Origin of the sequence: Methanospirillum hungatei, assembly GCF_020216685.1 — an archaeon.
Lineage (GTDB): Archaea > Halobacteriota > Methanomicrobia > Methanomicrobiales > Methanospirillaceae > Methanospirillum > Methanospirillum hungatei_B.
Map to the genome: position 1 here is coordinate 1 of NZ_JAIWNS010000256.1, position 5097 is coordinate 5097.

2 protein-coding genes and 1 pseudogene are annotated in these 5097 nt (G+C 41.1%); all 3 read left to right on the top strand.

Going from position 1 to position 5097, the window contains the following annotated elements:
• Positions 1 to 959: PEGA domain-containing protein (locus tag LDL35_RS14360; RefSeq protein WP_304023677.1), on the top strand; the 959-nt coding region annotated here is incomplete at its 5' end.
• Between the two features lie 344 nt (positions 960 to 1303).
• Positions 1304 to 2851, top strand: coding sequence for an ATP-binding protein (locus tag LDL35_RS14365; RefSeq protein WP_304023679.1), 1548 nt, complete (start codon positions 1304 to 1306; stop codon positions 2849 to 2851).
• Positions 2852 to 3230: 379 nt separating this feature from the next.
• Positions 3231 to 4590: pseudogene (locus tag LDL35_RS14370) on the top strand (IS4 family transposase).
• Positions 4591 to 5097 lie beyond the last annotated feature (507 nt).

Genomic DNA, 5097 nt, shown 5'->3' on the forward strand with positions numbered 1-5097 from the left:
TTTTCGTAATTGGACTCTCTTTGTGGCTATTTTCCTGTCCGATCTCTGCTGATGAGACATATGGGAATATCATGGTGAAGTCAGATCAGCCTGGGGCAATGGTTTCACTTGATGGGTTTACGAACACATTTGCAACCCCGTACGAATTTTACGGGATTAAAACCGGGAGACATACGGTTAAGGTAACAAAGCCCGGCTACCGGATGTATATAAATAATGATGTGGTCGTCTCTCCTGGGATGACAACTCAGGTCTATGCTCCCCTCCTTAAGGATCCGGATTATGGGACGATCAAAGTTCTTACCTTCCCGGAAGGTGCAGAGGTGATTGTTGACGGGATCCCCAGGGGGAAGACACCAATTGCACAAGATAAGAGCAGTGAGCCCACCCATCTCGTTATCAGCGGATTATCGGATGGAGCTCACACGGTTGTCATAAAACGTGATGGATATGCCGACATCACCAGGACCGTTACAACCGGGGCGGAAATCAGCGGTCCTGTTGTTATCAGTGAGAACCTTGTTCAGGTAAAACCGGTACAGACGACGCAGGTGACGACAGTACCACCAACCGTTGCCCCGGTTCAGACTTCCCCGCCAGTCCATGAAGGAACACTCAGCATAGTATCAAGTCCGTCTGGTGCACAGGTCATGATGAATCGAACAATAAAGGGAATTACTCCACTTACCCTTCAGAATCTTCCTGTTGGTGCATATGATCTTACCCTTGAGCTGGCAGGACATACTCCGGTCATTCAGCGAACTGAAATCAAGGCCGGACAGGTTACAAATCTGTCGGTTACTCTGCTCCCGGTCCCGACCTCCGTAGCTGCCACCCCCTCTGTTTCCAGTCCGGTATCAACTCCTGTTCCAACAAAGACACAAAAGTCACCGTTATTTGCGACCCTTCCGGCAGTTGTTCTGGGGTTATTTGTATTCGGGGCATTGAAAAGAAAATAGAGATCAGACATTTCCCCCTTTTTGTATAAAAGACGCTGCTAATTTCTTTTTAGGTAACCAAATATCAAAGATCTCTAGAGTTTAGTTGGTTATGTGGAAAGGCTCAGCACATAGTACTTCACATAACAGAATCGAGCTCGGGCCGATATATGGTGGTTAATTTAGATCCATTCGGGGATGAAGATACCACCTCCAGATAGAGCAGATATCTGGGTCATATTCATTACAACAGAATTCTGACACAGCCTTATCCATCAAGCCTGAAGCCAGGGCTCATGAAGGTTTTAATCATACATACGGAAGAAAGATGTAATCTCCCAGCTCTATTATGAGTAGAACTTTCTATGTCCCCCCCAAAGCTCCCCATTGGCATTCAGGCATTTTCAGAGATGAGAAACGGAGGATATGCATATGTCGATAAAAGCTGGTTTATCTCAGACCTGGTCGCGAAAGGGAAATATTACTTCCTCTCCCGTCCAAGGAGGTTTGGAAAGAGCCTCTTTATCGATACACTTGATTGTGCGTTTTCCGGAAGAAAGGAGCTCTTCTCCGGGCTGTACCTCGCTTCCCCTGAAGCGGGGTGGGACTTTACAATAAAATATCCAGTCCTTCGGGTTGATTTTGCAGGAGGGGCACTCAAGCAGATCTCTGATCTTATCAATAGATTGACCACTACTCTTGATGAATGGGAAGAGCTCTATGGGATTGAAAAAAGCACCGGAGATCCTGGAGATCGATTACTCTCACTTATTCCAAAAATAGCAAAAAAAACCGGAAAACAGGTAGTCATCCTCATCGATGAGTACGACAGACCGATTCTTGATAATATCGGGGATATCAGCCTCATGCAGGAGATGCGGGATTGTCTGAAAAATTTTTATGGCGCAATCAAACCACTCGATCTCCATCTCAAGTTTGTCCTTCTCACCGGTGTTTCTAAATTTGCCAAAACGGGAATATTTTCAGGATTGAATAATCTAAATGATATAACCCTTGATATGCCATACTCAGCTATCTGCGGCTATACTCAGCAGGATCTTGAAACTGTTTTTTCTGAATATCTCCAGCGATTTGACAGGAATGAAGTTCGTGATTGGTATAATGGGTATTCATGGACCGGAGATTCGGTTTATAATCCGTTTGATATTCTTCTTCTCTTCTCGAAAGGAGTATTTCGGCCATTTTGGTTTGAGACCGGGACTCCTTCATTTCTCATTGCTCTCTGGCAGAAGAAACCCCGTCTTCCTGCTGAATACGACGGGCTTGTTGCCGGTGATGAACTTCTGGGATCGTTTGATCCTGAACATATCCGGGCAGAGACCCTCCTCTTTCAGGCAGGGTACCTGACAATTCGGTCTTTTGTGAGTAATCCTTATGAAGGTACCTGGTACACCCTGGGATTTCCAAATCGTGAGGTTAGGGAGGCATTTAATCGTCAGATCCTTCATCTGCTCCAGGGTGATTCAGAAACTGTCTCCCTTCCTGTGATACGCGAAGCGATAGAATCAGCGAATTATGTTCTTCTTCGGACCGTTTTTCACTCTTTTTTTGCATCCATTCCGCATGACTGGTACAGAAACAACCCGGTTGCTAAATATGAGGGGTATTATGCCAGCGTGGTATACACCTATTTTGCAAGTCTTGGATACGAGGTAATTCCGGAAGATACCTCAAACAAAGGACGAGTTGATCTGACTGTAAAGACAAGAACCGGTATATGGATCTTTGAGTTCAAAGTGCTTGGTATTGACAAGAGTGGGGATGAGAGCCCTCTGGACCAGATCAAAAGACGTGGATATGCAGAGAAGTATCGGTCAGATCAAAGACCGGTACATGAGATTGGGATTGTGTTTAACCCGGAAACAAGAAATATCGAACGATGGGAGATATGACCCCTGGTAATTGGTCATGACAGGGCCTTGCTACCGGGCATTTAACTATATATGGAAACAAAGAACATCATAGAGTATGGCAGTATCCCTGTATACCACACCACTCGCAATAATTCTGGAATTTCTCATTTTTATTATGGGCATGTATGCAGGTTATTATCTGAAAAAAACCTGTGGTTATCTGTTTGGATGCACGTTTTTCATATTTGCGATTTTTGATTTTTTAGGTGCAATGCATGCATGACAGCTTTATGGCCTGATACCTAACAGAGCCAAAATCAGTGTTACTTATCAAGAATACATTTTCAAATACAAATCGATACCTTTATATATTTTCGGTGCCGCCCTACGGTGAGCACCGTCGGGCGACCTAAAGAATATGAAGAAGCCTTCTTCTAAGGGTCTAAAAAACCTAAAATCTTGGGTATTTCAAAAATTTACCTTTGATTTTATTGAAAAGACAGCTCGGGAAACAGGATTTATGCAGAGAAAAAGGAAACTCGATCCTGTTCTTTTGATATTTACCCTCATTTTTGGAGTCAGCAGTCATATGAAACCCACATTAGACGAGATCCATCGTCATTATATTGACCTTGATGATAATCCAAAGATACTAACCTCAATTCGTAACCAAAGTTTCAGGAAACGGTTTAATCACAAATTAGCAGATTTTCTGAAATCACTGATGGATCATTATATTGATCAAATGGTTCATAAGTCCCCTGCTCATTTAAAGGGAATTGTTGAGGATTTCAAAGATATTTTAGTTCAAGACAGCAGTATTATTCGAATTAGTAAAAAACTCTACGAATTGCATCCAGCAGCACGTTCCCGTGACAATTCTGCAGGATTAAAGATCCATGCAATTTACAGTGTTGTTTACCATTCTTTCAAAAGTGCAATAATTACAACAGAAGGGTTCATGACTCTAAAATGCTAAAAAATTGGACCTGAAATAGCAAATATTCTGCTAATTAACGATCTGGGATACTATTCTCTGAAAACCTTTTCAAAAATTCAAGATTATGGAGGTTTTTTTGTTAGTAGAGTAAAAAGCAATGCCCTTTTCAAGGTTGTTTCAATCAATTCGGGCCCTCCTGAAATTACATCAATCGTTGATCATAATTGCTTTAAAAACATTAATGGAGATGATTTTTTAGATAGAATGCCAAAGATAGGTGTTTTTGATCTTATCTGTTCTTTTCATATTGGAGACGAGCGTATTAATAAAGTTAAAACCCCGATACTCAAAGATTTCAGGGTAATTTGTGCTTGGAATCCTCTTGCCGAAAAATGGCATTTATATATCACAAATCTCGATAAAGAGGTATTTTCTGCAGATGATATTCATGAGTTATACCGGTTTCGTTGGGTTTGTGAACTTATTTTCAAGGAATTGAAAGGGGATTACGACCTTGGAAAAATGTTACTCGGGAATGAACCAATGGCGTTTATTCACATTTATTCCATGGTGCTTCGGTTTATTATTAGCAGAGATCTGTTTACCTGGATTGTATCTACGACTCTAAAAAAATGATAAGGGAAAATATACCCCGATGCTATGGTCAAAAGTGTTTTCAGAGAAAGGATTGAAGTTTTTGAGCATACTGAATCAAAATTTATTTGGTACAGGCAACGTACAGAAACGATGGGATAAATTAGCAAAATCACTGCGGCACCTTGCAAAAAGCCGCAACATAAAAGAAACTCCCCCATTGAAATTTTCTGAAATTTTGTAGGTCTTTATCTTCAGATCGATAGTCTGAAGGAGGGTTATGTACTATTAGTTATCGTTTAAAAATCGGAAAATACTCGTAATTCTCTCTTTTTTTCTAAAGCCTCTTTGAAGTTTCAATGATTGTAGTTTAGAGCACTATAGTGAGACATTTGCGCGTCTGGGTTAAAGAAATGGATCAGAGAAGTATCAATATATTCATGATAAGACATACAGTGTAATACGAATTATTGAAAAATTATGCCTCAAGATCTGGATTAATCTACAAAGCTGTCTTACATGTATTTGATTCTTTAGAGATGAAATCCCGTTATATTTGCGGGATTGTCAGAACACATAATGATGATTCACCCCAGATCAATATCTTTATGTCCTATCCGATGTATTCTCTTTCATGAAGCAGATTCCACGGTATCTTTTTTTCGTAATTGGACTCTCTTTGTGGCTATTTTCCTGTCCGATCTCTGCTGATGAGACATATGGGAATATCATGGTGAAGTCAGATCAGCCT

Coding starts and splice junctions, on each gene's coding strand:
- LDL35_RS14365 (WP_304023679.1), top strand. CDS start 1,304: ATGTCCCCCCCAAAGCTCCCCATTGGCATTCAGGCATTTTCAGAGATG.